The sequence below is a fragment of the Mycobacterium sp. NGS57 genome, assembly GCF_059812405.1.
Genome location: NZ_JCALCP010000011.1, coordinates 65,244 through 91,057 on the forward strand (window position 1 = coordinate 65,244; position 25,814 = coordinate 91,057).

The 25,814-nt window shown below is 69.4% G+C and carries 26 protein-coding genes; 15 read left to right on the plus strand and 11 right to left on the minus strand.

Features of this window, described 5'->3' with window-relative positions; genetic code table 11:
• Positions 1–2: 2 nt before the first annotated feature.
• The 3 genes from cds1 to ponA2 all read right to left on the minus strand — a co-directional run bounded on the left by cds1 (position 3) and on the right by ponA2 (position 4,571).
• Positions 3–1,109 (minus strand): L-cysteine desulfhydrase Cds1, encoded by a 1,107-nt coding sequence (cds1, locus tag AC5Y43_RS20705; RefSeq protein ID WP_499975506.1) that lies wholly within the window; start codon positions 1,107–1,109, stop codon positions 3–5.
• Positions 1,106–2,065, minus strand: coding sequence for a metallophosphoesterase (locus AC5Y43_RS20710; RefSeq protein WP_499975507.1), 960 nt, complete (start codon positions 2,063–2,065; stop codon positions 1,106–1,108). Before AC5Y43_RS20710 ends, cds1 begins: the two co-directional genes overlap by 4 nt.
• A gap of 73 nt (positions 2,066–2,138) precedes the next feature.
• A complete protein-coding gene (gene ponA2, locus AC5Y43_RS20715; RefSeq protein WP_499975509.1) occupies positions 2,139–4,571 on the minus strand; it encodes a transglycosylase/D,D-transpeptidase PonA2 in 2,433 nt (810 codons plus the stop codon).
• A gap of 372 nt (positions 4,572–4,943) precedes the next feature.
• Here ponA2 and AC5Y43_RS20720 point away from each other — a divergent pair, with 372 nt between their 5' ends.
• Positions 4,944–5,294 carry a WhiB family transcriptional regulator gene (locus tag AC5Y43_RS20720; protein ID WP_499975511.1) on the plus strand — a complete coding sequence of 117 codons (351 nt, stop codon included), beginning with the start codon at positions 4,944–4,946 and terminating at the stop codon, positions 5,292–5,294.
• A 313-nt stretch (positions 5,295–5,607) separates the two neighbouring features.
• On the opposite strand, the gene bagB is transcribed toward AC5Y43_RS20720, so the two are convergent.
• Together bagB and bagA are read right to left on the minus strand one after the other, a co-directional pair.
• A complete protein-coding gene (gene bagB / locus AC5Y43_RS20725) occupies positions 5,608–6,762 on the minus strand; it encodes an ATPase BagB (RefSeq protein ID WP_499975512.1) in 1,155 nt (384 codons plus the stop codon).
• Positions 6,759–7,784, minus strand: a complete 1,026-nt coding sequence (gene bagA, locus AC5Y43_RS20730; RefSeq protein WP_499975514.1) for an ATPase BagA — start codon at positions 7,782–7,784, stop codon at positions 6,759–6,761. Before bagA ends, bagB begins: the two co-directional genes overlap by 4 nt.
• Positions 7,785–7,854: 70 nt before the next feature.
• Between bagA and sp36 the strand changes: the two genes are divergently transcribed.
• The 3 genes from sp36 to AC5Y43_RS20745 are packed head-to-tail and all read left to right on the plus strand — an operon-like array spanning position 7,855 to position 9,281.
• Complete coding sequence (sp36, locus tag AC5Y43_RS20735; RefSeq protein WP_120313477.1) at positions 7,855–8,016, plus strand: Sp36 family protein; 162 nt, start codon at positions 7,855–7,857, stop codon at positions 8,014–8,016.
• A 12-nt stretch (positions 8,017–8,028) separates the two neighbouring features.
• A complete protein-coding gene (locus AC5Y43_RS20740; protein ID WP_499975516.1) occupies positions 8,029–8,484 on the plus strand; it encodes a RidA family protein in 456 nt (151 codons plus the stop codon).
• Positions 8,485–8,489: 5 nt separating this feature from the next.
• On the plus strand, positions 8,490–9,281 hold the full coding sequence (locus tag AC5Y43_RS20745; RefSeq protein WP_499975518.1) for an MBL fold metallo-hydrolase: 792 nt from the start codon (positions 8,490–8,492) through the stop codon (positions 9,279–9,281).
• 95 nt (positions 9,282–9,376) lie between these two features.
• Here AC5Y43_RS20745 and crp read toward each other — a convergent pair whose 3' ends face one another.
• Together crp and AC5Y43_RS20755 are read right to left on the minus strand one after the other, a co-directional pair.
• Positions 9,377–10,051, minus strand: coding sequence for a cAMP-activated global transcriptional regulator CRP (gene crp, locus AC5Y43_RS20750; protein WP_007772229.1), 675 nt, complete (start codon positions 10,049–10,051; stop codon positions 9,377–9,379).
• Positions 10,052–10,150: 99 nt separating this feature from the next.
• A complete protein-coding gene (locus AC5Y43_RS20755; RefSeq protein WP_499975519.1) occupies positions 10,151–10,534 on the minus strand; it encodes a hypothetical protein in 384 nt (127 codons plus the stop codon).
• 149 nt (positions 10,535–10,683) lie between these two features.
• Here AC5Y43_RS20755 and nth point away from each other — a divergent pair, with 149 nt between their 5' ends.
• Genes nth through marP form a run of 4 tightly spaced genes read left to right on the plus strand, consistent with a single transcriptional unit; the run spans position 10,684 to position 14,070 of the window.
• Positions 10,684–11,364 (plus strand): endonuclease III, encoded by a 681-nt coding sequence (gene nth, locus AC5Y43_RS20760; protein WP_499975679.1) that lies wholly within the window; start codon positions 10,684–10,686, stop codon positions 11,362–11,364.
• A gap of 17 nt (positions 11,365–11,381) precedes the next feature.
• Entirely contained in the window at positions 11,382–12,020 is a 639-nt protein-coding gene (locus AC5Y43_RS20765) for a TlpA disulfide reductase family protein (protein WP_499975521.1), read from the plus strand.
• A gap of 17 nt (positions 12,021–12,037) precedes the next feature.
• On the plus strand, positions 12,038–12,865 hold the full coding sequence (locus AC5Y43_RS20770) for an NUDIX hydrolase (protein ID WP_499975523.1): 828 nt from the start codon (positions 12,038–12,040) through the stop codon (positions 12,863–12,865).
• Positions 12,866–12,876: 11 nt separating this feature from the next.
• Positions 12,877–14,070 (plus strand): acid resistance serine protease MarP, encoded by a 1,194-nt coding sequence (gene marP / locus AC5Y43_RS20775; RefSeq protein ID WP_499975526.1) that lies wholly within the window; start codon positions 12,877–12,879, stop codon positions 14,068–14,070.
• On the opposite strand, the gene AC5Y43_RS20780 is transcribed toward marP, so the two are convergent.
• On the minus strand, positions 14,063–15,025 hold the full coding sequence (locus tag AC5Y43_RS20780) for an alpha/beta fold hydrolase (RefSeq protein WP_499975528.1): 963 nt from the start codon (positions 15,023–15,025) through the stop codon (positions 14,063–14,065). The genes marP and AC5Y43_RS20780 overlap by 8 nt on opposite strands.
• On the minus strand, positions 15,026–15,568 hold the full coding sequence (locus AC5Y43_RS20785) for a phage holin family protein (protein WP_499975529.1): 543 nt from the start codon (positions 15,566–15,568) through the stop codon (positions 15,026–15,028). It lies immediately after the preceding gene.
• 170 nt (positions 15,569–15,738) lie between these two features.
• On the opposite strand from AC5Y43_RS20785, the gene AC5Y43_RS20790 reads away from it, so the two are divergent.
• Positions 15,739–16,434 (plus strand): chymotrypsin family serine protease, encoded by a 696-nt coding sequence (locus AC5Y43_RS20790; protein WP_499975532.1) that lies wholly within the window; start codon positions 15,739–15,741, stop codon positions 16,432–16,434.
• 1 nt (position 16,435) lies between these two features.
• Here the strand turns inward: AC5Y43_RS20790 and acs are convergent, their stop codons facing one another.
• Positions 16,436–18,394 carry an acetate--CoA ligase gene (acs, locus tag AC5Y43_RS20795; protein WP_499975534.1) on the minus strand — a complete coding sequence of 653 codons (1,959 nt, stop codon included), beginning with the start codon at positions 18,392–18,394 and terminating at the stop codon, positions 16,436–16,438.
• Positions 18,395–18,559: 165 nt separating this feature from the next.
• Between acs and AC5Y43_RS20800 the strand changes: the two genes are divergently transcribed.
• Positions 18,560–19,045: a DUF4232 domain-containing protein gene (locus AC5Y43_RS20800; protein ID WP_499975535.1), complete on the plus strand. Its 486-nt coding sequence runs from the start codon at positions 18,560–18,562 to the stop codon at positions 19,043–19,045.
• On the opposite strand, the gene AC5Y43_RS20805 is transcribed toward AC5Y43_RS20800, so the two are convergent.
• Entirely contained in the window at positions 19,032–19,715 is a 684-nt protein-coding gene (locus AC5Y43_RS20805) for an LppU/SCO3897 family protein (RefSeq protein WP_499975537.1), read from the minus strand. The two genes, AC5Y43_RS20800 and AC5Y43_RS20805, sit on opposite strands and share 14 nt — an antisense overlap.
• 65 nt (positions 19,716–19,780) lie before the next feature.
• On the opposite strand from AC5Y43_RS20805, the gene AC5Y43_RS20810 reads away from it, so the two are divergent.
• Genes AC5Y43_RS20810 through AC5Y43_RS20830 form a run of 5 tightly spaced genes read left to right on the plus strand, consistent with a single transcriptional unit; the run spans position 19,781 to position 25,590 of the window.
• Positions 19,781–21,379 (plus strand): peptide ABC transporter substrate-binding protein, encoded by a 1,599-nt coding sequence (locus AC5Y43_RS20810; RefSeq protein WP_499975539.1) that lies wholly within the window; start codon positions 19,781–19,783, stop codon positions 21,377–21,379.
• A 1-nt stretch (position 21,380) separates the two neighbouring features.
• The gene (locus AC5Y43_RS20815) at positions 21,381–22,307 is read left to right on the plus strand and encodes an ABC transporter permease (RefSeq protein ID WP_499975540.1); all 927 of its coding nucleotides are present in this window, start codon (positions 21,381–21,383) and stop codon (positions 22,305–22,307) included.
• On the plus strand, positions 22,300–23,175 hold the full coding sequence (locus AC5Y43_RS20820) for an ABC transporter permease (RefSeq protein ID WP_499975542.1): 876 nt from the start codon (positions 22,300–22,302) through the stop codon (positions 23,173–23,175). Before AC5Y43_RS20815 ends, AC5Y43_RS20820 begins: the two co-directional genes overlap by 8 nt.
• Positions 23,172–24,797 carry a dipeptide ABC transporter ATP-binding protein gene (locus AC5Y43_RS20825; protein WP_499975544.1) on the plus strand — a complete coding sequence of 542 codons (1,626 nt, stop codon included), beginning with the start codon at positions 23,172–23,174 and terminating at the stop codon, positions 24,795–24,797. Before AC5Y43_RS20820 ends, AC5Y43_RS20825 begins: the two co-directional genes overlap by 4 nt.
• Positions 24,798–24,831: 34 nt before the next feature.
• Positions 24,832–25,590 (plus strand): oxidoreductase, encoded by a 759-nt coding sequence (locus tag AC5Y43_RS20830; protein WP_499975545.1) that lies wholly within the window; start codon positions 24,832–24,834, stop codon positions 25,588–25,590.
• The last annotated feature ends 224 nt before the right edge of the window (positions 25,591–25,814 follow it).

The window sequence follows — 25,814 nt, forward strand, 5'->3', positions numbered from 1 at the left end:
GGCTAGGCCCACGCGCAGCTGCGCTCGAATTCGGCCAGCGCCGCGGCCGGGCCCGTCGGATCGAGTCCCTGCGCGCGCACCCACTCGTCGCTGAAATAGGTGTCGGCGTAGCGGTCGCCGCTGTCGGCGAGCAGGGTGACCACCGACCCGCTGCGCCCGTCGGCGACCATCTCGGCGAGCAGACCGAAGACGCCCCACAGGTTGGTGCCCGTCGACGGCCCCACCCGGCGCCCCAGGACGGCGCTGACGTGGCGGGCGGCGGCGATGGACGCCGCGTCGGGGACGGCGACCATGCGGTCGACCACGCCGGGCACGAACGACGGCTCGACCCGCGGCCGGCCGATGCCCTCGATGCGGGAGGAGGCCGGCATCAGGACGTCGTAGCGGTCCTCGGCGTAGGCCGGAAAGAACGCGGAGTTCTCGGGGTCGACGACGCACAATCGGGTCGCGTGCCGCCGGTAGCGGATGTAGCGGCCGATCGTCGCGCTCGTTCCGCCGGTGCCCGCCCCGACCACGATCCACTCCGGGACGGGGTGTCGCTCGTCGCGCATCTGCTCGAAGATCGACTCGGCGATGTTGTTGTTGCCGCGCCAGTCGGTGGCGCGCTCGGCGTTGGTGAACTGGTCCAGGTAGTGCCCGCCGGTATCCCGGGCGACGCGCTCGGCCTCCGCGTACACCTCGCCGGCGTCCGCCACGAAATGGCAACGGCCGCCCTGGGATTCGATCAGCGCCACCTTGGCCGCGCTGGTCGACGACGGCATCACCGCGACGAACGGAAGCCCCAGCAGCGCCGCGAAGTAGGCCTCCGACACCGCCGTCGAACCCGAGGATGCCTCGACGACGGTGGTGTCCTCGCCGATCCACCCGTTGCACAGCGCGTAGAGGAACAGCGAGCGCGCCAGCCGGTGCTTGAGGCTGCCGGTGATGTGGGTCGACTCGTCCTTGAGATACAGCGCCAAGTCGACGTCACCGCGCCACGCCGCGGGCAGGGGATAGCGCAGCAGGTGGGTGTCGGCGCTGCGGCGGGCGTCGGCGTGGATCAGCCGGATCGCGTTGTCCGTCCAGTCACGCGAGCGGGTGTGGACCGCGATCCGGGTCCGATCGCTCACCGCACCGAGGCGGTGGGCTGCGACCGGCTCAGGTCGCTGGCCGAGTCCCGGTCGCCCATCGGGGTGGCGATCAGCGTGAGCAGCGTGGCCTCGGGCCGGCAGCAGAAGCGCACGGGCGCGAACGGCGAGGTGCCGATGCCCGCGGAGACGTGCAACTGCATGTTCGCGCCCCACCGCGACGGGCCCTTGGCCCGGGACCGGTCCAGCCCGCAGTTGGTCACCAGGGCGCCGTAGAACGGCAAACACAGCTGCCCGCCGTGGGTGTGCCCGGCCATCACCAACTGGTAGCCGTCGGCGGCGAAGCGGTCGAGCACCCGCGGCTCGGGGGAATGGGTCAGCCCCAGCCGCAGGTTTGCCGCGGGGCTGGCCGGGCCCGCGATCGCGTCGTAGCGGTCCCGGTCGATGTGCGGGTCGTCGACGCCGGCGGCGGCGATGTGCAGGCCGGCCACCTCGAACTCGCGCCGGGTGTGGGTGAGGTCGAGCCAGCCGCGCTCGGTGAACGCCGCCCGCAGGTCCTGCCAGGGCAGCGGCTCGCCGCGGACCCGGTGCGACGGGTTGGTCAGGTAGTTCATCGGGTTCTTCAGCCGCGGCCCGAAGTAGTCGTTGCTGCCGAAGACGAAGACGCCCGGGCGCGACAGCAGGTCGCCCAGAGTCTGGACGACCGCGGGGACCGCCTTGGGGTGGGCGAGGTTGTCGCCGGTGTTGACGACCAGGTCTGGCTCCCACGCGGCCAGTTCGCGCAGCCAGGCCTGCTTGCGGCGCTGGTTGGGCAGCATGTGCAGATCGCTGAGGTGCAGCACCCGCAGCGGTGTGGACCCGGGCGACAGGACCGGCATGGTGATCTCGCGCAGGACGAACGCGTTGCGCTCGACGACCGCGGCATAGCCGATGCCGGCCAGGGTGGAACCGACCGCGACCGCGCCGGTGCGCATCAGGACGGGCAAAACGTCAGCCATGCTGGCAAGCGTACTGCCGGTTGGGTTCTGGCCACCTATAGCTTGCGCCACAGTGCCCTAACTGTGATCGCGCCTACGGAGGCGGCGGTGGGGCCCCGGGAGGCGGCGGCGGGGCCAGCAGCGGGATCGTGATCGGTGGCAGGCCGGGGATCTCGACCACCTGCGACCCGATCGGCACCGGCGCGCCCTCCGGCGGCGGGGGCGGTGGCGGCGGGATGCCGTTGCTCACCTGGATTGTGATGATCGACCCCGGGATCGTCTGGCCGCTGGGCGTCGTCCCGACCACCTCGCCGGCCTTGGCGCTGCTGTTGACGGAGTTGGTCTGGTCGGCGACCTGGAAACCCGCGTCCTTGAGGCGCTGGCGGGCCATGTCGACGTCCAGGCCGGTGACGGCCGGCACGCGGGACCCGGGCGAGCCGTCGACGTAGCGGGGATCGGTCGGCGGCAATGCGACCGGCCCGAAGTGGTCGGCGATGGGTTTCATGGCGGTGAACCAGGTGCGCGCCGGCTCGTTGCCGCCATACAGGTCCCCCTCGCCGCAGTGGCGCAGCGGGGCGGAGCACAGATCGGTCGGGTTGGGCGAGTCGTCGTAGATGTAGTTCGCGGCCGCGTAGTGGTTGGTGAAGCCGACGAAGCCCGACGAGCGGTGGGCCTCGGTGGTGCCGGTCTTGCCCGACATCGGCAGGTTCCAGCCCGCCGCGCCGGCCGAACCCGACGCCGTGCCCCCGCCCACCGCGTCCTTGCTCATCGCGTTGGCCAGGGTGTTGGCCAGACCTTCGGGAACGACCTGGTCGCAGGTCTCGGTGGTTACCGAGACCTCGTTGCCGTTACGGTCGATCAGCTTGTCGATCGGGTTCGCCGGGCACCACACGCCGCCGGACGCCAGCGTGGCCGCGACGTTGGACAGCTCCAGCGCGTTCACCTCGATGGGCCCGAGGGTGAACGAGCCGATGTTCTGCCGTTTGACGAAGTCGGCCAGGCTCTCGTTGCTGTCGCGGTTGTAGTCGCGCGCGGTGCCGGGGTCGGCGTAGGACCGCAACCCGAGTTTGATCGCCATGTCCACCGTGCGGGTGACGCCGACCTGCTGGATCAGCTTGGCGAACGCGGTGTTGGGCGAGGTGGCCAGCGCGTCGGTGACGTTCATGGAGCCCCGGTAGTTGCCGGCGTTGATCACGCACCAGGTGTCCTTGGGGCAGCCCTTGGCCCCGCCGCTGCCCATACCCTTGGCCTGGAACCTGCCCGGCACGTCGAGCGTGGCGTTGATGCCCATGCCCATGTCCAGCGCGGCGGCCGTGGTGAAGATCTTGAAGACCGACCCCGCCCCGTCGCCGACGAGGGAGAACGGCTGCGGGCGCATGGTCTGGCCCGCGTCGAGGTCCAGGCCGTAGGTGCGGTTGCTGGCCATCGCCATCACGTGGTGGGCGGTCTTGCCCGGCTCGATCACGCTCATCACGCTCGAGATGCCGGGCAAGGTGGGGCTGGCGTACTTGTCGATGGCCGTCTTGACCGGGATCTGCACGTCGGGGTCCAAGGTGGTGCGGATCAGGTAGCCACCCCGGGCCACCTGTTCCTTACTGATCCCCGCGCGCGACAGGTACTCCTGCACGTAGTCGCAGAAAAAGGCGCGGTCGCCCGCGGCGATGCAGCCGCGCGGCAGCTCGTTGGGCTGTGGCAGGACGCCCAGCGGCGTGGCCTTGGCGGCGCGCAGGGCGTCGGCCTCCTGCGGCAGGTTCTCGATCATGGTGTCCAGGACCAGGTTGCGCCGGGCCAGGGCGCCGTCGGGGTTCGTGTACGGGTTGAGCGCGCTGGTCGACTGCACCATGCCGGCCAGCAGCGCGGCCTGCTGCCAGTTCAGGTCGGACGCGTTGATGCCGAAGTAGGTCTGGGCGGCGTCCTGCACCCCGAAGGAGTTGTTGCCGAACGAGACCAGGTTCAGGTACCGGGTCAAGATCTCGGGCTTGGTGAACGTCTTGTCGAGCGTGAGGGCCATGCGAATCTCGCGCAGCTTGCGCGCGGGGGTGGTTTCCACCGCGGCGCGCTTCTCGGCGTCGGTCTGCGCCGTGACCAGCAGCTGGTAGTTCTTCACGTACTGCTGTTCGATGGTCGAGCCGCCGCGGGTGTCGACGTCGCCGGACGCGTATCCGGCCAGCCCCGTCAGGGTGCCCTTCCAGTCCACTCCGTTGTGATCGGCGAACCGCTTGTCCTCGATCGAGACGATCGCCAGCTTCATGGTGTTGGCGATCTTGTCGGTGGGCACCTCGAACCGGCGCTGTGCGTACAGCCAGGCGATCACGTTGCCCTTCTTGTCGACCATCGTCGACACGGCGGGCACCTCGCCCTGTAACAGTTGGGCCGACCCGTTGGCGACGACCTCAGAGGCCCGATTGGACATCAGGCCGATCCCGCCCGCCAACGGAAACATCAGCGCCGTGGCCACCACGCCGGCCAATAAACAGCACCCCGCGAGCTTGAGAATCGTGAGAGCGGCCGGGGGGCGTTCTGGCATGCGTACCAGGGTAGCGGCCGCTGGTCAGGCGGCCACGCGAAGCGTTGACCAGGAGTTGACCGAAGACCCTCCCATCCCGTGACCAGCGAACTTACGATGGGCGGCGTTACAAAATTTGCGCGTCCGTCACCCCGCGTTCGCCGTGACGGGGTGCATGGCCGGCCGGTCGGTCGTATGGTTCCGGGCAAGACTGCACGCGCGTCCCAAAAAAAGCGTTATCAGACTGTTGCGCAATTGCCACCTGACCACCTAACTTAGACACACGGTGAGATTCAGATAACACCGATTTGCATGGTGTGGCGTAGATCGCAGCAGGGGTCTGCACCCGAGGAGGGCGGCCGCGGAGGGCGGTCGGGAGGAAGGGAACAGCTCGTGTCAGGAACACGGCCGGCCGCGCGCAGGACGAATATCGCGGCTGCACAAGGCGTACTGCGTAGCGTCGACGCCGAAGAACGAATCGCGTGGGTCTCAAAAGCGTTGTGCCGCACCACTGACCCCGACGAACTGTTCGTTCGGGGCGCCGCCCAGCGCAAGGCGGCGGTCATCTGCCGTCACTGCCCGGTGATGCAGGAATGCGGGGCGGACGCGCTGGACAACAAGGTCGAGTTCGGGGTCTGGGGGGGCATGACCGAGCGGCAGCGCCGGGCCCTGCTCAAGCAGCACCCCGAGGTCGTTTCCTGGTCGGATTTCTTCGAAAAGCGCCGCGGCCGCACCGTCAGCTGACCCCGGTGGGCGAGGCGCGGATAACGCTGCGTCCCGCAGAAGCCGTCCAACGGTTTTGAAAACCCCGGTTTTCATAATTACGTTTCTGTTACAGCGCCGGTCCAATCCCCTCTAATTGGACTTTGTCGAATAGTCGGCTGGCTCGTGTCGAATACGAGCTGGCTTGTGCCTAATAGGAATTCAACAGCAACGAGGCGATTAACACCAGAGCGGGCCGGCCGATGTCGAATAGATTTCACGAGGCATTAACTGGCGCGTGCGCAATAGGATGAGCGTGCGTCCGGCCTAGCTCAAGGTCTGCGCGACGGGAAGCTCAGCCCCGCGCTACGCGGGCGGCATCGTCGCCGACGGCGGTGATCTGGTCGGCCAGCGCGCGCAGCGCGTCCAGGTCCGACACGTCGAACGGCAGCGAAGGGACCCCGACGACCGGGACGTGCGGGTGGGCCCCGGTGAACCGGGAAAGCAGCCTGACCTCACGTTTCGCGGTTTGAGCGCGGTCGGCATGAATCCTCAGCACGGCGGCGGCCAACTCCGCGGACTCGGAATCCGCGGACTCCAGGGTTTCGCTGCCGTCGATCGCCCGCTCGACCGGCAGGGAACACAACGTCGGGTGCGTGCGGTTCAGCACGAGCCCCGCCAGCGGCATCCCTTCCTGCGAAAGCCGGTCGACGAAGAACGCCGCCTCCCGCAGCGCGTCGGGTTCGGCGGCCGACACCACGACGAACTGCGTGCCGCGCCGCTTGAGCAGCGAGTAGGTGCGGTCGGCCTTCTCACGGAAGCCACCGAAGGTGGCGTCCAGCGACTGCACGAACGCCGCCGCGTCGCCGAGCATCTGCGAACCGAGCACCGTCGACAGCGCCTTCATCGCCAAACCCATTGCGCCGGTGACCAATCGGCCGATTCCCCGGCCCGGCGCGAGCAGCATCCGCCACAGCCGGCTATCCATGAAGCTGCCCAGTCGCTGCGGTGCGTCCAGGAAATCCAGCGCGTTGCGAGATGGGGGAGTGTCCACCACCACCAGGTCCCAGCGGTCCTCGCTCAGCAGCTGGCCGAGCTTTTCCATCGCCATGTACTCCTGCGTGCCCGCCAGCGACGTGGCCACGGTCTGATAGAACTGGTTCTCCAAAATCGCTTGTGCCCGACCGGCTCCCGAATATTGAATCACCATCTCGTCGAACGTGCGGCGCATGTCGAGCATCATCGCGTGCAACTCGCCGGAGACCTCGGGGGCCAGCGGTACCCGCTGCGGGGTGTTGCCGAGGTCGTCGACGCCCAGGGCCTGTGCCAGCCTCTTGGCCGGGTCGATCGTCAAAACGCATACGGTGCGGCCGTATTCGGCCGCGCGCATCGCGATCGCGGCCGCCGTGGTGGTCTTGCCCACGCCGCCGGCGCCGCAGCAGACGACCACCCGGTTGGATGTGTCGGCCAGGATCGCCGCCATGTCAAGGGTTTTCGGTGCTGTACTCATCGAACTCCCTGCTGTGCAAGCGATTCGGAAAGCTCATAGAGGCTCCCGAGATCGACACCGTCGGAAATCGCCGGCAGCTCCAGGCGCGGCACCTTCAGCGCGTCGAGTTGCTGCGCGGTCTCGGCGCGCGCGGTGATCCGGGTGGCGTGCTGGATCGTCTCGGTCAGCAGGCCGGCGAAGTCGGCGTCGTCGAGCTTGATTCCGGCCATCTCCAGGCCGGCGCGCACCGAGTCGGCGTCCACGTCCCCCTCGGCCGCCTTCGCGAGGTCGCGCGGCTCCAGGAACGACGGGATGTTGCGGTTCACGATCACGCTGCCGATCGGCAGTTTCATGTCCGCGAGTTCGTCGATGGCCTCGAGCGTTTCCTGCACCGGCAGCGCTTCTAGCAGCGTGACCAGGTGGATGGCGGTCTGGTCGGAGTGCAGCAGCTTCACCACGCCCTCGGCCTGCGCGAACACGGGCCCGCCCCTGGCCAGCTCTGACACCGCCTTGGTGACATCGAGAAAGCGCGCGATCCGGCCCGTCGGTGGCGCGTCGACGACGACCGCGTCATAGACCGGGTCCTTGGAGCCCTTCTTCTGGCGCACCACCGACTCCTTGATCTTGCCGGTGAGCAGGACGTCGCGCAGGCCCGGCGCGATCGTCGTCGCGAACTCGATGGCACCGATGCGGCGCATCGCCCGGCCGGCGATGCCGAGGTTGTAGAACATGTCCAGGTATTCCAGGAACGCGGCCTCGATGTCGATCGCCAGGGCGTTGACCTGCCCGCCGCGCTCGGCCGTGGCGATCTTGACCTCCTGGTAGGGCAGCGGCGGGACGTCGAAAAGTTGCGCAATGCCTTGGCGCCCTTCGACTTCGACGAGGAGGACGCTGCGCCCGCCCGCCGCCAGCGTCAGCGCCAGCGCGGCCGCTACCGTCGACTTACCCGTCCCGCCTTTGCCGGTCACGAAATGCAAGCGGGCCTTCGACAGGCGCGCCGGCCAGCCGACGGAATTACCGCCGCTAGAAGTGGTTGCCACCATCGCATGCTAGCCCGAGGGTGTCCGGCCACCGGGCCCGGAGCCGCGCCAACGCGACCGATAAGCTCGCGTCATGAGCCAACCCACCGCATGGGAATACGTCACTGTGCCGCTGCTGACGCACGCCACCAAACAGATTCTCGACCAGTGGGGTGCCGACGGCTGGGAGCTGGTGTCCGTGCTGCCCGGGCCCACCGGCGAGCAGCACGTCGCGTACCTGAAGCGCGCCAAGTAGCGCGGCAATTCGATGAGCGCCTCCGCCCGGCTCGGGCAGCTTGGTGTCGCACTTCCCGAGGTGGTCGCGCCGCTGGCGTCCTACGTGCCCGCGGTGCGAACCGGCAACCTCGTCTATACTGCGGGCCAGTTACCCATGCAGGCGGGAGCGCTGGCCGGAACCGGCAAGGTCGGCGCCGAGGTCGGTCCCGAAGAGGGCCGGGCGATGGCGCGGATCTGCGCGCTCAACGCCCTGGCGGCGGTGGATTCGCTGGTGGGCATCGACGCGGTCACGCGGGTGGTCAAGGTCGTCGGCTTCGTCGCGTCGGCCCCGGGTTTCAATGGCCAGCCGGGTGTCGTCAACGGGGCCTCCGATCTGCTCGCCGAGGTGTTCGGCGAGCAAGGCGCGCATGCGCGTTCGGCGGTCGGCGTCTCCGAGCTGCCGTTGAACGCGCCGGTGGAGGTGGAGCTGATCGTGGAGGTTGGCTGACGGCCGTGACCGAGAACGCCGAGTCGCTGACCCACCCCGCATACGGCAGGTTGCGGGCGGTCACCGACACGGCCTCGGTGCTGTTGGCCGGCAACCCCGGGCTGCTGACGCTGGAGGGCACCAACACCTGGGTGCTGCGCGGGGAGCGCAGCGACGAGGTGGTGATCGTCGATCCCGGTCCGGACGACGACGAGCACATCGCCCGGCTCGCCGGCGTCGGCCGCATCGCGCTGGTCCTGATCAGCCACCGGCATCCCGACCACACCGACGGCATCGACAAGCTGGTCGAGCGCACCGGGGCGACGGTCCGCTCGGCGGGCAGTGGTTTCTTGCGCGGCATGGGCGGTCATCTGGTCGACGGCGAGGTGATCGACGCCGCCGGCCTGAAGATCAAAGTGATGGCGACGCCCGGGCACACGGCCGACTCGCTGTCGTTCGTGCTCCCCGACGCGGTGCTCACCGCGGACACCGTGCTGGGGCGCGGCACCACCGTCATCGACAAGGAGGACGGCAACCTCGCCGACTACCTGGAATCCCTGCGGCGGCTGCGCGGTTTGGGCTGTCGCACGGTGCTGCCCGGGCACGGCCCGCAGCTGATCGATCTGGAAACCGTCGCGGAGGGTTACCTGACACACCGCCACGAACGTCTGGAGCAGGTGCGCGCGGCGCTGTGGGACCTCGGCGACGACGCCACCCTCCGCGAGATCGTCGAATACGTCTATGCCGACGTCGACGAGAAGCTCTGGGACGCCGCCGAATGGTCGGTTCAGGCCCAGCTGGATTACCTGCGGAGGTAGGACCGCCACTTTGCGGTCCGCGAGCCAAACCACCCTGCGAATATCAGGGCCGGAAATCGCAGCCAGGTTCGGCTCGCGGAGATCAAGGCGGAAAGCTATCTCGCTCGGCGCGCCAGCCTCTCGGAGTCCGAGATCAGCACACTCTTGCCCTCCAGGCGGATCCAGCCGCGGTGGGCGAAATCGGCCAGAGCCTTGTTCACGGTCTCCCGGGACGCGCCCACCAGCTGCGCGATCTCCTCCTGCGTCAGGTCGTGGGTGACCCGCATCGCGCCGCCCTCCTGGGTGCCGAAGCGCTGGGCGAGCTGCAGCAGCTGCTTGGCCACCCGGCCGGGCACGTCGGTGAAGATGAGGTCGGCCAGGTTGTTGTTGGTGCGGCGCAGCCGCCGGGCGAGCACGCGCAGCAACTGCTCGGCGATCTCGGGGCGATCCGCGATCCACGCCCGCAGGGCGTCGCGGTCCATCGACACCGCCCGCACCTCGGTGATCGTGGTAGCGCTGGAGGTCCGCGGCCCCGGGTCGAAGATCGACAATTCGCCGAACATGTCCGACGGGCCCATGATCGTCAGCAGGTTCTCCCGGCCGTCGGGAGAACGACGCCCGATTTTGACCTTCCCCGCGACGATGATGTAGAGGCGGTCGCCCGGCTCCCCCTCGGCGAAAACCGTGTGTCCGCGCGGGAAGTCGACCGGTTGCAATTGCTTGGTCAGCGCGGTGACCGCGCCGGGCTCAACCCCTTGGAAGATACCGGCCCTTGCCAGGATCTCGTCCACGTTGCCTCTTCAGCTTTCCAACGATGTGTTTGTGCGCAAGCTAACCCCTTGCCCGCGTGATGAGTCTAGAGCTAGAGCAATTATGTCCAACGTGCCACGCTACACACGATCGGCGTATCTAGCCCCCCTAAATTGCGGATTGACGTGCGGATCGGCGCCCAGTCGCGTCGGCAATCCGGCCTCGTCGCGCTCCCCCAGGGCGGTGGCGAACTCCGGCGCGGCGTGACGCGGGCCGGGCGGCGGCGATTCGGCCAGCCGCAGGGCCTGGCGCCGGTGCAGGTAGTCCAGCGCCTCGGGCATGCCTTCGCGGGCCAGTGTGTGCACGTCGACGGCTTCGGCGTGCTCGAGAAAGTCGTCGACGTCGGTCGCCGTGACGGCGTCGTCGGCGAGTTCGGCCTCCAGCCGCCCCAAACCTAGCGTGACCAGCATCAGCAGCCCCGGCACGCACGCCACCAGCAACCATGACACAAGGAGAGTAAACATGGCTTAGGTCTCAGTGAGATCACGAAATCAGTACTCTGTCGTAGGTGACTGCGGCGAAGTCGTCCGAGCGCCCCAAGCCCGCGCAGGCCACGCCGGACAAGCGCTGGGGCGCAGAGACCCGCGCCGGACTGGTGCGCCGGGCGCGGCGCATGAATCGGGCACTGGCACAAGCGTTTCCGGACGCGCACTGCGAGCTGGATTTCACCACGCCGCTGGAACTGACCGTGGCCACCATCCTCTCGGCGCAGAGCACCGACAAGCGGGTCAACCTGACGACGCCCGCATTGTTCAAGCGCTACCGCTCGGCCCTCGACTACGCGCAGGCCGACCGCGCCGAGCTGGAGAACCTCATCCGTCCCACCGGCTTCTTCCGCAACAAGACGACGTCGTTGATCGGGCTCGGTCAGGCCCTGGTCGAGCGCTTCGAGGGCGAGGTGCCGGCGACCCTTGCCGAGCTCGTCACGCTGCCCGGGGTGGGGCGCAAGACCGCCAACGTCATCCTGGGCAACGCTTTCGGCGTCCCGGGAATCACCGTCGACACCCACTTCTCGCGGCTGGTGCAGCGGTGGCGCTGGACCGCCGAGAAGGACCCGGTCAAGATCGAGCACGCGGTCGGCGAGCTGATCGAGCGGCGGGAATGGACGATGCTCAGCCACCGCGTGATCTTCCACGGCCGCAGGGTCTGCCACGCCCGCAAACCGGCGTGCGGCGTGTGCATTCTCGCCAAGGACTGCCCCTCCTTCGGTCTCGGCCCGACCGAACCGCTGCTCGCCGCGGCCCTGGTGCAGGGCCCCGAAACCGAGCACTTGCTGGCCCTGGCCGGGCTCTAAAACCGGGGCAGGGGACCTTGACCCGCACGACCCGCTGGACCATCGCGATCCTGGCGGTGGTCGTGGCGCTGATCGCGGCGCTGGTGGCCCAGCTGCACGACGGCGCCGCACCGACCGCGCCGACTCAGAGCTCCGCCCCGCGGGAACACCGTGACGCCGATTCCGCGGCCGCGCTGGCCGGTCCGCGCCGGCGCGCCGACCTGCCGCCGTGCCCGTCCGCGGGGCCCGATCCCGGGCCGGCGGCACTGCGGGGGGTGACCGTGGAGTGCGCCGCCGACGGGTCGACGGTCGACGTCGGCCGCGCCCTGGCCGGGCACCGGGTGGTCCTCAACCTGTGGGCGTATTGGTGCGCGCCGTGCGCGGCCGAACTCCCCGCGATGGCCGAGTATCAACGGCGGGCCGGCCCGGGCGTGACGGTGGTGACGGTGCACCAGGACGAGAACGAGACCGCGGGGTTACTGCGGTTGGCGGAGTTGGGCGTTCGGCTGCCGACGCTGCAGGACGGCCGCCGTCGGGTTGCAGCCGCGCTGCGGGTGGTAAATGTGATGCCCGCGACGGTCGTCCTGCGGCCGGACGGTAGCGTTGCCCAGATGCTGCCGCGGCCTTTTGCCAATGCCGACGAGGTCGCGGCTGCGATCGGAAACGACGCGGGTTGAGGCCGAGGGAGATGCCGGTGAGTGCTGGGGGTGCGCCCCCGCCTAACGGGGACCCCACCCACGGGCGGGAGACCGTTCCGCTCACGCCCGACAAGTCGCCGTCGTGGTTGCGTCCGCTGGTCGACAACGTCGGCCAGATCCCCGAGGCCTACCGCCACCGGCTGCCGGCCGGCGTGCTGGCGATGGTCACCGCAGCCAGGGCCGCGTCATCCATGGCGGCGTTGCTCGGCCCCAACGACAAGGACCGTGAGGCCGCCGTTTTGGTGTTGTTCTCGGGGCCGCGGTCCGGCCCGGCGGACGGCGGCGTCCCCGACGACGCCGACCTGTTGTTGACCGTGCGGGCCTCGACGCTTCGCCATCACGCCGGCCAGGCGGCATTCCCCGGCGGGGCGTCCGATCCCACCGACGCCGGTCCGGTGGCCACCGCGCTGCGCGAGGCCCGCGAGGAAACCGGGATCGACGTCGGGCGGCTGCATCCGCTGGCCACCATGGAGCGGACGTTCATCGCGCCGTCGCGGTTTCACGTCGTCCCCGTGCTGGCCTACTCGCCGGACCCCGGGCCGGTGGCCGTCGTCGACGAGACCGAAACGGCCATCGTGTCGCGAGTTCCGGTGCGCGCCTTCGTCAATCCGGAAAATCGGCTGATGGTCTACCGCGGCAACCTCGGGCGCCGCTGGGCCGGCCCGGCATTCCTACTGAACCAGATGCTGGTGTGGGGCTTCACCGGCCAGGTGATCTCCGCCGTGCTCGACGTCGCGGGCTGGGCCAGGCCCTGGGACACCACCGAGATCCGCGAGCTGGACGAGGCGATGGTGCTGGTCGGCGGAGGCGGGTCGCAGCAGTGAACATCAATTCGATGAACCCGTCGCAGTGGCTGGACATCGCCGTGCTGGCGATCGCGTTCATCGCGGCCATCTCGGGCTGGCGCTCCGGCGCGCTGGGCTCTTTGCTGTCGTTCGTCGGGGTGCTGCTCGGCGCCATCGCGGGCGTGCTGTTGGCGCCGCATATCGTCAGCCACATCGCCGCGCCGCGCGCCAAGCTGTTCGCCGCGTTGTTCCTGATCCTCGCGCTGGTCGTCGTCGGTGAAGTCGCAGGCGTGGTGTTGGGGCGGGCCGTGCGGGGCGCGATCCGCAGTCGCACAATACGATCCGTCGACTCGGGCATCGGCGTGGGCGTCCAGCTGGTGGTGGTGTTGACCGCGGCGTGGTTGCTGCTGACGCCGCTGACCCAGTCCAAGGACCAGCCAGAGCTGGCCGCCGCGGTCCGTGGCTCGCGGGTGCTCGCCCGGGTCAACGAGGTCGCGCCCCCCTGGCTGAAGACGGTGCCCAAGCGGTTGTCGGGGTTGTTGGACACCTCCGGCCTGCCGCAGGTGCTGGAGCCGTTCAGCCGCACCCCGGTGATTCCGGTCGCCTCCCCGGACCCCGCCCTGGCCACCAATCCGGTCGTGACGTCCGCCGCGCCCAGCGTCGTCAAGGTGCGTAGCCTGGCGCCGAGCTGTCAAAAAGTGTTGGAGGGCAGCGGATTCGTGATCGCGCCCGATCGGGTGATGACCAACGCGCACGTGGTGGCCGGGTCCAACAGCGTCCAGATCTACGCCAGCGGCAACCCTTTCGACGCCACCGTGGTGTCCTACGATCCGTCGGTCGACATCGCCATCCTTTCCGTCCCCAACCTGCCGCCGCCACCGTTGTCTTTCGCCCAGGACGAGGCGAAAACGGGCGCCAGCGTGGTGGTACTCGGTTATCCCGGCGGTGGCAACTTCACCGCGACCCCGGCCAGGATCCGCGAGGCCATCCGGCTCAGTGGCCCGGACATCTACCGCGACCCGGCGCCGGTCACCCGCGACGTGTACACCATCAGAGCCAGTGTGGAGCAAGGCAATTCGGGCGGCCCGTTGATCGACTTGAGCGGCCACGTCCTCGGGGTCGTGTTCGGCGCGGCCGTCGACGACCCCGACACCGGATTCGTGCTGACGGCCGACGAGGTGGCCAGCCAGATGTCGAGGATCGGCGGCTCCCAACAGGTCGCCACGGGGGCCTGCGTCAGCTGACGCGGTGCACCTGCTCGAAGAACTTCGCCAGGTGCCTGTTGACTTCGTCTGGCGCCTCTTCGTGGCTGAAATGCCCTGCGCCGCTGATGGATAGGTAGCGCCCCTGCGGCGCGTAGCGCTGGGAGTGGTCGACCGGGTCGGCCAGCACGTACGGGTCGGCGTCGCCGCGCAGGTGCAGCACCGGCATGGTCAGCCGCTGGCTCATCGACCTCATGAACCGCCTGCCCTCGCCGCGCAACTGGCTGCGCGCCGCCCACCGCTGGTACTCCAGCGCCGAGTGCGCGGCGGCCGGAATTTGGATCGCCGTGCGCAGATGGCCGATCGTCTGCGAAAAATCTTCGGAGGCAAGCCATTTGGCGCAACTGCGGCTGCGAACCAGGCGTTCGATCTCGGCACCGCTGTCCCGGGTCAGCAGGCGCTCCGGCCAGATCGGCAGCTGGTACCGCAGCAAGGTCGGCAGCAGCGCGTAACCCTGGTCGCGCCGCGTTAACGTGGAGCGGCGCAGCGCCGCCGGGTGCGGCGAGCTGATCAGCGCGATCGCGCGCACCAGCCGCGAATGCAGCAGCGCGGTGGCCCAGCAGGCCAGCCCGCCGTCGGCGTGGCCGACCAACGTCGCCGACGAGTGCCCCAGCGCGCGAATGAGGCCGGCCGTGTCGCCGGCCAGGGTCCAGCCGTCGTAGCCGCGAGGCGGCTTGTCGCTGCCGCCGTAGCCGCGCAGGTCGACCGCGACGACCCGGGCCCCCGTCAGCCCGCGCAGCTGGTGGCGCCACGACCACCAGAACGATCCGAAGCCGTGCAGCAGCATGACCAACGGCCGCGCGGTGGCCGGTTCTAATGCGGGGGGCGCGCCAGTGGGTAGAGCCTCGACGACGTGGAACCGGATGCCATTGGCATGCACGTCCAGATGGCGCCACGGCCCGTCGATGCGGGTGACCGACGGATCTGGTGGCGGCATCTACCAGCCCGAGGGATCGGCGGGTGCGCCGCCTTCGGGCTTGTGGTGCCGCCCGCCGGTCTCGGTGAGCTGCTTGCTCGCGCCGGTGGCCTTGTCGTGGCCGGGCGTGAGCGCGGTGCGCGTCTCCTTGACCGATTCGATCGTCTCCCGCGGTCCCCGGATCCGGCGGACCTTGCGGTAGCCCAGCAGCCCCAGCAGCGCGCCGAAGACCACCATGACCCCGAACACGATCAGGTACGACGCCCAGCGCCACAGCCAGGTGTCGAGCAGCTCGGCGACGAAGAAGAAGAAGAAGAACGTCGAATAGAACAGCACCAACAGCGCGGCGACGAAAAACACGCTGCCGGTCAGGCCCTTCTTGACGTCCCGGGTGATCTCCGCGCGGGCCAATTCGACCTCGGCGCGCACCAGGGTGGACATCTGCGCGGTGGCGTCTTTGATCAGGTGACCGATCGAGGGCTCGGATGGCGTGGCGTGCGGGTCGGCCAACGGAATCGTGGTCAGCGTGCCGGGCACACCGTTCTTGCGATCGACTTTGCTCACGGACCGTCCTCTCGATTTTCTCGTCGCGGTTCATGTTGCCATGCGGTGCTGTGGCAGACGAGGCCAGACGAGACCAGCTGCGTCTGCGCCGCCGGGGAGGTGGTGCGGGCCTTTCCGACTAGACTGACCAGGCTGCTCAGGATGTCCGACCGCTCGATGGGAGTGTTGCATTGCAGACGGCCAACCGTTGCTCGAAGGCGGCGCTGGTGGCCGTGCTCGTGGCCCTGACAACCGTCCCCACCCACGCGACCGCCGACGACCGGGTCCCGCTGGGCGGCGGGGCGGGCATCGTCATCAACGGGGACACGATGTGCACGCTGACCGCGATCGGCCCCGACGCCGCCGGCGACCTGATGGGATTCACCTCCGCGCACTGCGGCGGTCCCGGCGCCCAGGTCGCCGCGGAGGCCGCGCAGACCCGGGGCCCGCTGGGCATCATGGTGGCCGGCAACGACAACCTCGACTACGCGGAGATCAAGTTCGACCCGGCCAAGGTGGCTCCGGTGGCCAACTACAACGGCTTCGTGATCAACGGCATCGGCCCGGACCCGGCGTTCGGCCAGATCGCCTGCAAGCAGGGCCGCACGACCGGTAACTCGTGCGGCGTCACCTGGGGGATGGGTCAGGACCCTGGCACGATCGTCATGCAGGTCTGCGGCCAGCCCGGTGACTCGGGGGCGCCGGTGACCGTCGACAACCTTCTGGTCGGGATGATCCACGGGGCGTTCAGCGACAACCTCCCGACGTGCATCATCAAATACATCCCGCTGCACACCCCGGCGATCGTGATGTCGTTCAACGCCATCCTCGCCGACGTCAACGCCAAGCACCGGCCCGGCGCGGGATTCACGCCGCTGGCGGCCTGAGCTACTTGCCGGCCCTGATCGCGTCGAACACGCCGGGGTCCAGCAGCGTCGACGTGTCACCCAGCTCCCGGTTTTCGGCGACATCGCGCAGCAGCCTGCGCATGATCTTGCCGCTGCGGGTCTTGGGCAACTCGGGCACCACATGCACCTCGCGCGGCTTGGCGATCGGGGAGATCTCCCGGGCCACCTCCCCGCGCAGCTCGTCGAGGATTGCCTGATCCCCCCGCTGCACGTCGTACTCGGCGCATAGCACGACGAACGCGCAGACCGCCTGCCCGGTGGTTTCGTCGGTCATGGCCACCACGGCCGCCTCGGCCACCGCGACGTGGCCCACCAGGGCCGACTCCACCTCGGCCGTCGACAGCCGGTGGCCCGACACGTTCATCACGTCGTCGATGCGGCCGACCACCCAGATGTCGCCGTCGGCGTCGTAGTAGGCGCTGTCGCCGGCGAAGTACCAGCCCTGCTCGGCGAACCGGGACCAGTACGTCTCGACGTAGCGGTCCGGGTCGCCCCAGATGCCGCGCAGCATCGACGGCCACGGCTCGTCCAGGACCAGGTAACCGGTGGTGTGCTCGCCCTTGTCGACGCCCAGCGGCAACTCTTCGCCGTGGTCGTCGACGATCTTGGCCGAGACCCCCGGCAGCGGTGCCATCGCCGAACCCGGTTTGGCCGCAGCGATTCCGGGCAACGGGGAGATCATCGTGGCCCCCGTTTCGGTCTGCCACCAGGTGTCGACGATCGGGAGCCGGTCGGCGCCGATCACCTTGCGGTACCAGCGCCACGCCTCGGGATTGATCGGCTCGCCGACCGACCCCAGCAGCCGCAGGCTCGACAGGTCGTGGGCGTCGGGGATCTCGCGCCCCCACTTCATGAACGTGCGGATGAGCGTGGGCGCGGTGTAATAGATTGTCACGCCGTACTTTTCGATGATCTCGAAATGCCGGTGCTGGGTGGGCGAATCGGGCGTGCCCTCGTAGAGAACCTCAGTGACCCCATTGGACAGCGGTCCGTAGACGCCGTAGGTGTGCCCGGTGACCCAGCCGATGTCGGCGGTGCACCAGAACACGTCGCGCTCGGGCTTGATGTCGAAGACGTAGTGGTGGGTGTAGGAGGTCTGGGTCAGGTAGCCGCCGCTGGTGTGCACGATGCCCTTGGGCCTGCCGGTGGTCCCCGAGGTGTACAGCAAGAACAACGGCTGCTCGGCGTCGAACGGTTCGGGGGTGTGGTCGGGGGAGGCGGCGCCGACGACGTCGTGCCACCACAGGTCGCGGCCCTCGGTCCAGGACACGTCAATCCCGGTGCGCCGCACCACCACAACGTGCTCGACGGGGCTGTCCGGGTCCGACACCGCCTCGTCGGCGGCGTCCTTCAGCGGCGCGGGTTTGCCGCGGCGGAACTGCCCGTCGCTGGTGATCACCAGCTTGGCCCGGGCGTCGGCGATGCGGGCGCGCAGCGCCTTGGCGGTGAACCCGGCGAACACCACGCTGTGCATGATGCCCAGGCGCGCGCACGCCAGCATCGCGATCACCGCCTCGGGGATCAGCGGCAGGTAGATCGCGACCCGGTCGCCGGCGACCAGCCCGAGGCCGGTCAGCGCGTTGGCCGCCCGACACACCTCGGCGCGCAACTCGGAATAGGTCAGGGTGCGGCTGTCGCCGGGCTCCCCCTCCCAGTGGATGGCGACCCGATCGCCGTTCCCGGCCTCCACGTGGCGGTCCACGCAGTTGTAGGAGACATTCAGCTTGCCGTCGGCGAACCACCTGGCAAACGGAGCCTCCGACCAGTCCAGCACCTCGGTGAACGGCGTGGACCAGGAAAGCCGCTCGGCCTGTTCGGCCCAGAACGCCAGGCGGTCGGCCTCCGCCTCGCGGTACAACTCCGCACCGGCGTTGGCCTGCTTGGCGAAGTCCGCCGACGGCGGATACGACGAAGGGCCCTCGGTGTGGGCGGCGGTCACTGGGGATCTCCTCCATTGTTCGGGGTCAGAATCGAGGCTCGTCGACCGTCAGTGAGCCTAGAGCCCGGGACGAGAACCCGCCTGTCAAACCGGGGGCGCGCCGGCCCCCGACGGCGGATAATCACCGATGTGCCCGGACCGCACCGCCGAGTAGCGGCGATCGCAATGGCTTTCGCGGCGGCGATCACGCCGGCGTCACCCGCGGGGGCCACGCCGGCCGACACCGTCGACGAGCCGACGCCATGCTGGTCCGAACAGGTCGCCGTCAGCGCTTCGGATACCCAGGGCGCCGCGGGCCATCGGCGGCTGACGCTGACGTTCAGCCTGGCCGGCGGCGCGGAACCGTGCACGCTCACCGGATACCCGGGCGTCGACTCGGTCAACGGTGAACCGCCCATCCGGGCCCGGCCCACGCCGCGCGGATACATGGGCGGGCTGCCCTCCGGCGTCGACCTGCCGCCGACCGTCACCCTGTCGCTGTCGACGCAGGCGCAGTCGGTCGTCGAGGGCCTGGCCACCGACGCCGACGGCAACTCGTGCCCCCGCTACACCGGCCTGGCCGTCAGCCCTCCCGCCATCGTGCAGGTGTTCATCGTGCCCGCCACCATCGACGCCTGCCGGCTGGAGGTGCATCCCGTTACTGCGGTCTGAGGCAGTAGACGCGCGGCGGGCTGGGGTAGCCGATGGCCTTGCCCCCGGGCGGGCATCGGGTCTTGTCCGTGCTGCCGTCGATGCGCTGGACAACCCTGACTTGTGATGGCCGCGGCTCGGTGCAGTCGCTGAGCCGCATCGTCAGGCTGTCGTCGCCGTTGGTCAGTTGGTAGCACTGGCCCTGCTTGAGGTTGAGCGCGAAGCACAGGATGGTGGACTCGTCGGTGAACCGGTCGTAGGCGGAGTGATCGCGTTTGCCGTCCGGGCAGGTCGCCGCGGCCCCGCCCTTGAAGGCCAGTTCATAGGTGTTCGCCGGGTTGCCGCAGTCGCTTTGCGGCCGTCTGCCGAAAGACCGTACGAAAAAGGCGTTTTGGTCGATGCACTCGCCCACCCGCATGGACTTGTCGGTGTCGAACGGGCTCGCGATCCGCGGCCGCACGAGGTTACCGGCGATGCCCAGCGCGCCCAGGGTCAGCAGGACGCAACCGACGACGATCAGCGCGGTGCCCGACCGTCCGGGAGGCGACGGGTACGGGTGGCCGCCGCCCAGGGGAAGGCGGGACTGGTTGCGCGCGCGCAACCCGACCATCAGACAGATCAATCCGATCGCGGGGAGAACGATCGCCGCCGCCAGATAACCCACCTGGACGCCGACTTCGTGCGAGGTCACAGCGTCATCCTAGGCGCGTCGACCCGTTGCGGCACGGCGCCGGCACACGCCCTAGGGTCGCTGTCATGCGTCGGATGCGGGTCGCGCTGGTCGTCCTTGCCGCCGCAACGCTGGCCGCGGGGTCGCTGGCCGGCTGCGGCGGCGGCGTCCTGAGCCCCGACCTCGTCCTGGTCAACGGCGGGGAACCGCCCTACCCGCTGATCCCGACCAGCACCAACGACAGCAACGGCGGCCGGATCATCGACCGGTTGTTCGCCGGACTCGTGTCCTATGACGCCGCCGGAAACCCGACGAACGAGGTCGCCCAGTCGATCGAGACTGCCGACAACGTCAACTACCGCATCGTCCTCAAACCGGGGTGGAGGTTCACCGACGGCTCGCCGGTGACGGCGCACTCGTTCGTCGACGCGTGGAATTACGGAGCCTTCAGCGCCAATGCCCAACTGCAACAGAGCTTTTTCAGCCCCATCGCCGGGTACGGCGACGGGCAGTCCACCCTGTCCGGGTTGCGGGTAGTCAACGACCTCGAGTTCACCGTGCGCCTGGCGGCGCCGACCATCGACTTCGTGTTGAGGTTGGGCCACAGCGCCTTCTACCCGCTGCCGGCCGCCGCGTTCCGCGACATGGCGGCCTTCGGCCGCAACCCTTTTGGCAACGGCCCGTACCGGCTCGCCGACAGTGCGGACGGGCCGGCCTGGGAGCACAACGTCAAGGTCGACCTGCGGCCCAACCCCGACTATCACGGGAATCGCAGGCCCCGCAACAAGGGGCTGAGGTTCGAGTTCTACGCCAATCTCGACACCGCCTACGCCGACCTGCTCTCGGGCAATCTCGATGTCCTGGACACGATTCCGCCGAGCGCGCTCCCGGTATACAAGCGCGACCTGGGCGACAACGTCACCAGCGGCCCGGTGGCCGTCAAGCACAGCCTCGACACCCCGTTGCGGCTGGCGCATTTCGGCGGCGAGGAGGGCCGCCTGCGCCGGCTAGCGCTGTCCGCCGCGGTCAACCGCGAGCAGATCTGTCAGCGGATCTTCATGGGAACCCGCACCCCGTCGCGCGATTTCACCGCCCGATCGCTGCCGGGCTTCGACCCGAACCTGCCCGGCAACGAGGTGCTGAACTTCGATCCTGTTCGCGCGCGGCAACTCTGGGCGCAGGCCGACGCGATCTCGCCATGGAGCGGCCAGTACGCCATCGCCTACAACGCCGACGCCGGCAACCAGGAATGGGTGGACGCGGTGGCCAACAGCATCAAGAACACGCTGGGCATCGACGCTGTCGGCGCGCCGCAACCCACCTTTGCCGGATTTCGCACCCAGATCACCAACCACACCATCGCGACCGCTTTCCGTGCCGCGTGGCAGGGCGACTACCCGTCCATGATCGAGTTCCTCGCGCCGCTGTTCGCCACCGGTGCGGGTTCCAACGACGTCGGCTACACCAACCCCGAATTCGACGCGGCGCTGGCGGCCGCCGAGGCCGCGCCGACCATCGCGCAAGCGGATGCTTTGGCCAACGCCGCGCAGCGAATCCTTTTCCACGACATGCCCGTTGTCGAACTCTGGGACAACGTCGGCGTGGTGGGCTGGTCGCCGCAGGCGCGCGACGTCCACGTCACCTGGAACGGTCTGCCCGATTACGAGAACATCGTGAAGGACTGAGATGGGCTCATACGTCGTGCGGCGAATCGCGGTTATGGTGCCGGTATTCCTCGGCGCCACGCTGCTGATCTACGGCATGGTCTTCCTGTTGCCGGGCGATCCGGTCGCTGCCATGGCCGGGGACCGGCCGCTGACGCCCGCGGTGGCCGCCGCGCTGCGCGCCCGCTACCACCTCGACGACCCGTTCATCGTGCAGTACCTGCGCTATCTGGGCGGCATCCTGCACGGGGATTTGGGCCGCTCGTATTCCGGTCTACCGGTCAGCGCCGTTCTGGCCCACGCCTTTCCGGTCACGCTGCGGCTTGCGCTGATCGCAGTGACGGTGGAAACGGTGCTGGGTATCGGCTTCGGTGTGGCCGCGGGCCTGCGCACCGGTGGGATCTTCGATTCGACGGTGCTCGTCGCCGGGCTCGTCATCATCGCGATCCCGATTTTCGTGCTGGGCTTCCTGGCGCAATTCGTGTTCGGCGTCCGGCTGGGCATCGCGCCCGTCACCGTGGGCGACCGCTCGAGCTTCACACGGCTGCTGCTGCCCGGAATCGTTTTGGGCTCGGTGTCTTTCGCGTACGTGGTGCGGTTGACGAGATCCGCGGTGGCCGCCAACGCGCACGCCGACTATGTCCGCACCGCCACCGCGAAGGGGCTGTCACGGCGGCGGGTGGTGGCGGTGCACATCCTGCGGAACTCACTGATCCCCGTCGTGACGTTCGTCGGCGCCGACCTCGGGTCGCTGATGGGCGGGGCCATCGTGACCGAGGGCATCTTCAACATCCACGGCGTCGGCGGCGTGCTCTATCAAGCCGTCACCCGGCAGGAGGCGCCGACGGTGGTCTCCATCGTGACCGTGCTGGTGCTGATCTATCTGGTCGCCAACCTCGCGGTGGACCTGCTGTATGCCGCCCTGGACCCCCGGATCCGCTATGGCTGAGCGCAATTCGGACCGTCACAGCTTTTGGCGCGACACGTGGCGCAAGTTGCGCCGACGCCCGCAATTCCTCCTCGCCGCCGCGCTGATCGCGTCCATCGTCATCGTCGCGCTGTTCCCGGCGTTGTTCACCGGAATCGACCCCACCTACGCCGATCCCGGCCAGAGCCTGCTTCCCCCGTCGGTCGCGCACTGGTTCGGAACCGACTTGCAGGGCCACGACATCTACGCGCGCACCATCTACGGGGCGCGGGCCTCGGTCACCGTCGGGCTCGGGGCCACCCTGCTCGTGTTCCTGGTCGGCGGGGCGCTGGGGGCGCTGGCCGGCTTCTACGGGCGCTGGGTCGACGCCGTGGTCTCGCGCATCGCCGACGTGTTCTTCGGCCTGCCCCTGCTGCTGGCCGCCATCGTGATCATGGGCGTCATGCACCACCGCCGGGTGTGGACGGTGGTCGTCGTCCTTGCGCTGTTCGGCTGGCCACAGGTAGCCCGGGTCGCGCGCGGCGCGGTGATCGAGGCGCGGGTCGGCGACTACGTGCTGGCGGCGAAGGCGTTGGGGCTGAGCGACTTCCGCACCCTGCTCCGCCATGTGCTGCCCAACGCCCTGGGGCCGGTGTTCGCGGTGTCGACGATCGCGTTCGGCGTGTTCATCGTCACCGAGGCGTCGCTGTCGTACCTCGGCGTCGGCCTTCCCGCCTCGGTGGTGTCCTGGGGAGGCGACATCAACCTGGCGCAGAGCCGGCTGCGGTCGGGCTCGCCGATCCTGTTCTATCCGGCCGGCGCGCTGGCGATTACGGTGCTCGCGTTCATGATGATGGGGGACGCGCTGCGCGACGCCCTGGACCCGGCCTCACGGGCGCGGCGCGCATGAGCACCCAGCCGCTGCTGTCGGTCGAGGCCCTGGAAGTCAGGTTCGGCGACCAGGACCCCGCCGTGTGCGGCGTGGATCTGACCGTGCTGCCCGGCCAGACCGTCGCGATGGTCGGCGAATCCGGATCGGGGAAATCCACGACGGCAGCCGCCATCCTCGGGCTGCTCCCGCCCGGCGGGCGAATCACCGCCGGGCGCATCGTTTTCGACGGGCGCGACATCGCCCCGTCGGATCGGCGCGCCGCCCGCCGGGCGCTGCGCTCGATCCGCGGCCGCGAGATCGGCTACGTGCCGCAGGACCCGATGACCAACCTCAATCCCGTGTGGAAGGTGGGTTTTCAGGTCTCCGAAGCGTTGCGGGCCAACACGGATACCCGCGAGACGCGACGCCGGGCCCTGGAGTTGCTCGCCGAGGCCGGTTTGCCGGACCCGGCCAGGCAGGCCCGCGCCTACCCGCATCAGCTTTCCGGCGGGATGTGCCAGCGCGCGCTGATCGCCATCGGGCTGGCGGGCTCACCGAAGCTGCTCATCGCCGACGAACCGACCTCCGCGCTCGACGTCACCGTGCAGCGGCAGGTGCTCGACCACCTGCAGGGGCTGACCGACGAACTCGGCACCGCGCTGTTGCTGATCACCCACGACCTGGCGCTGGCCGCCGAACGCGCCGAATCCGTGATTGTCGTCCATCGCGGCACGGTGGTGGAATCCGGTGCCGCACAGGACATCCTGCGGCGGCCGCAACGGGACTACACCCGGAGATTGGTGGCCGCCGCGCCGTCGCTGACACCATCTCGGGCCCGGCCGCGCGGCCCGGACCAGCCGGGTGAGGAGATCCTCGTCGCCGCCGACCTGACCAAGGTCTACCGCGAGTCGCGCGGGGCGTCGCCCTGGCAGGGCAAGCGGCGCGCCGAGTTCCGCGCGGTCGACGCCGTGTCTTTTCGGCTGCTTCGCACCAGCACGCTGGCGATCGTCGGGGAGTCGGGGTCGGGCAAATCGACCGTGGCGCGGATGGTGCTGGGCCTGCTGCGGCCCACGTCGGGCACCGTGGTATTCGACGGCACCGAAATCACCGACGCGATGGGCCGGGACGCGGCGATGGCGTTTCGCCGGCGCGTGCAGCCGGTATTCCAAAACCCCTACAGCAGCCTGGATCCCATGTATTCGGTGTTTCGCGCCATCGAGGAGCCGCTGCGGATCCATCGCGTCGGAGACCGCAAGCAGCGCGAGCAAGCGGTGCGCGAGCTGATCGACCACGTGGCGCTGCCGTCGTCGGTGTTGCGGCGGCTACCGCGTGAACTGTCCGGCGGCCAGCGGCAGCGGGTGGCGATCGCCCGGGCGCTGGCGCTGCGGCCCGAGGTGCTGGTGTGCGACGAGGCGGTCTCGGCGCTCGACGTGCTGGTGCAGGCGCAGATCCTGGACCTGCTGGCCGATCTGCAGGCCGAGCTGGGCCTGACCTACCTGTTCATCAGCCACGACCTGGCGGTGGTCCGGCAGATCGCCGACGACGTGCTCGTGATGCGCGCGGGCCGGGTCGTCGAGCAGGCGCCCACCGAGGAGTTGTTCGCCCGGCCCCGCCACGAGTACACGCGCCGGTTGCTGGAGGCAATCCCCAATCCGTTTTGAGGTCGCTCGCGGACCCCCGATAGGTTGGCAAGCTGTGACCGCCGACCCCCTGGGACCCCTGATGGACCTGCCCGGCGTCGCCGAGGCGAGCGACCGGGCCCGCGAGGCGCTGGGTCGCGCCCACCGCCACCGCGCCAACCTCCGGCGCTGGCCGGTGACCGCCGCCGAGGCGGCGTTGCGGGCGGCGCGCGCCTCGTCGGTGCTCGACGGTGGCCCCGTGCGACTGGACGACCTGGCGCAGGCCGCCCAGGTCAGCGAGCCGGTGTTCGGCGGGGCGCTGCGGGTGGCGCAGGCGCTGGAGGGCGGGGTAGGCCCGCTGATCGGAATCTGGCAACGGGCTCCGCTGCAGGCGCTGGCCCGCCTGCACATGCTGGCGGCCGCCGACCAGGTCGACGACGACCGGCTGGGCCGCCCGCGGCCCGACGCCGACGTCGGCCCGCGGCTGGAGTTGCTGGCCGGGCTGGTGGCCGGGGGCACGCGCGCGCCGGCGCCGGTGGTCGCCGCAGTCGCGCACGGAGAAATGCTCACGCTCAAGCCGTTTGGCAGCGCGGACGGCGTGGTGGCGCGCGCGGTGTCGCGGCTGGTGACGATCGCCAGCGGGCTCGACCCCCACGGGCTGGGCGTGCCCGAGGTGAGCTGGATGCGCCAGCCTGCCGACTACCGCGACGCCGCGCGGGGATTCGCCGACGGCACACCCGACGGTGTCAGGGCGTGGCTGGTGCTGTGCTGCCGGGCGTTGCGGGCCGGTGCGCAGGAGGCTTTGTCGATCGCCGAGTCGCTGCCGAATCGGTAGCCGGGCCGGGGCCGAAGAAAGTGTTTGACAAATGTAAAGCGGGCGACGTTCCGAAATATTCGGTCCGCCGCCCGCTAGCACGGAACTCGGTTACCAAGCGTGCATTTCTGGGCTGCGTGGGTTGGCCTCGGCGATCTTGCGACGCTTCCGGTTGCAACCCCACCCAAAGGGCCGTCGGTACCATCCACTTTTCGCAATTACGCAGGCCCGCAACACTTCTGCCA